This is a genomic window from Candidatus Nebulibacter yamunensis (assembly GCF_024208055.1).
GTDB classification, from domain to species: domain Bacteria; phylum Pseudomonadota; class Gammaproteobacteria; order Francisellales; family Francisellaceae; genus Caedibacter; species Caedibacter lacustris.
The window spans coordinates 1-2650 of record NZ_JAMBMW010000043.1; the positions used below are offsets into that span (position 1 = coordinate 1).

General features: G+C 40.0%; 1 protein-coding gene. It reads right to left on the bottom strand.

All coding sequences use genetic code 11. The features are described 5' to 3' along the window. On the bottom strand, positions 1–2650 hold a 2650-nt coding region (locus tag M1V25_RS10120), incomplete at both ends, for an autotransporter outer membrane beta-barrel domain-containing protein (protein WP_498843199.1).

A 2650-nucleotide genomic window follows, 5' to 3' on the forward strand; every position in this document is an offset into this window, starting at 1 on the left:
GCATCATCCACTGTTGTAATTGTAAGCAAGCTTTTTACGTTATTTGCTGAATCAAGACTATTTGCATCCGTGATCACATATTGTATTTGTTTGACCGTTTGTGCTGGATTGTCCGAAGTGTTGTAATACACCATACTTGCAATCGCTGACTGATAATTTGCTACTGTATTATTCCCGGACAAGGTCATTCCACCTGAAATAGCGTCATAACTGGCCGTCAACGTACTCATATCGGCAAAGGTTAATGTCCATGAGCTATTAGGGATAAGCACCGTCACGGTTACTCCATTACTGTTGGCTTCATCAAAGCTTAACTGATCTTCGTCTGGCTCATGTCCATTTGATATCCCAACAGTTGCTGAAGATAAGTGGCTACTATCAACATCACTTAAGTTAATTGCACCTATTACAATCGGTGCCCCGTTTTCAACGTAGGCTATGCCAGGAGTGGTATAATTAACTGGGAGTGTTACCACCGGCGCATCGTTCACGGGAGTAATATTCACCGTTATATCAAAGGTATTGGAAAGATTGTTTGCGCTTTCCCCGTCATTCACCTGAAATTGGATCACTCTTGCCGTTGTGGTGGGATTATCAGATAGGTTTTGATATTTCACCAACCTCAATACATCTTGATAGCCAACAATATCCACCGGATTATTGACATTGTCTATTGTTTCAATGGTGAGCACTCCTGTTGTATTATCAAAGTCGACGGATAGTTTGCTATATAAAGGATGAGTATTATCCCAATCTACAACTAAATTATCCTCACCTTGTACATAGTTGCCACTGATCGTTACCGTTGCACTGACCATATTGTCACTGTCAACATCATCAAACAATAATGATGAGTTAAGCGTGAGTAGGGTATTTTCCGTATAGGTTAAAGTGTGACTTCCTGAACTTGTGCTGATTTGTGGTGCATCATTGGTTGCAGTAAAGTTTAATGTGTAATTTACTGCTGAACTATTGGTATCACCATCATTGACTGACAAGCGTATCGTCCTATTATCATCACTAGGATCGTTACTCAAGTTATAATATTTGACACTCCTTAACACAGCTTGATAATTGGCAATTGAATCACTGCCACTTAAACTTAATAACCCTGTAGAGGTATTAAAAGTAGTTGTTATTGATGTTCCTGTTACATCAACTGTCAATCTATCTCCCAATTTAAAATTTAAAATACTCACTTGTGCGCTTTCTAGATTACTATCATCCGCATCCGATAGCGTGATAGTATTGTCAATCACTATCGCTGTTCCAATACTACCGTCACTTTCTACATACGAAAGTGTATTGCTATGACCTTTGGTAATAACCGGTGGATTATTGGTTGCATTAAAGCTTACCGTTACACTCTCTATCGCGGAGGTTTTAGAATTAACGCCTTCACTATCTGTTACCGTAAAATCAATCGTTTTCGTTCCTAATGGATTGGCAGAAGTATTTTGGTATTGCACTGCTTGAAGCGCCGTAATATAGTTTGCAACTGAATCCACCCCACTTAGGGTCAATTCACCATTAGTTTGATTAAAACTGGTTATAATCGTCGCTGAAATCCAGCTTGGATCCATGCTTAAGAAATCTTCACCGTCTACATAGTTAGCGTTGATTTTAATGATCGCACTGCCAAGATTGGTACTATCAACATCCACTATATTGAGATTACTATCAATTGTTAAGGCTCCACTTGTTTCTGGGAAGGTAAAGCTACTTGTTGTGGTGACACTTGGCGCATCATTGGTTAGCGCAATATTAATCAGATTTTGTGCCGTTACCGAAACACCACCATTACTATCAGTGACCGTATATTTTATGGTTTTGCTTAAAGAACCATGGTTAGGCTCGATGGCAATGTTTTTATAATAAACGTGACGCATAACCGTTTGATATTGCGCAAGCGTTGCGTTACCGACTAACCCCATTACCCCTGTACTATCGTCATAGGTTGCTACAATTTGATTGCTGTCATCAAACGTGATTCGCCAAGATAGATCCGTTATCAGCGTTTCAACACTCGAAACTCCCGCAACACCACTTAAGGTGACCGTATTTAAAAATAAATCGTCTTCTTGAATTAAATGGCCATTATCAATACTAACCGTTGCACTTTGTAATAATGTATCATCACGATCACTCAGTACAATCGCATCATTCACGGCAATGCTACCGGTGACATCTTCTATATAGCTAATATCCGTTGTATTCACGCTAAGTGTTGGCACATCATTGATTGCATTGACTGTAATCGTTTTTGACACCACTGGCGAGAATACGCCTGCATCATCCACAACATATTCGATTGTCCTGACATCCGTCATCGGGGTATTGGACGTGTTCCAATAAACGATATTTTTAAGCGCATCTTCATAGTCACCGACCGAGGCATTTCCACTGAGGGTTAACACCCCAGCGCTAAAGCTATAGGTAATAGCAGTAGCGGGGTTGTCATTAATCCAGGTTTGACTCATGCCAAGGTAATCTTCACCGTCATGATAATTATTGCTAATTGTCACTGTTGCTCCGGTAAAGCCGACATCCTCCACATCATCCAAGAAAAGATTCTGATCTAACACCAATTTGATTGGACTTATGCTATCATCTGCCGCACTTTCTGTATAAGTTGATGAAGCGGTTAAAC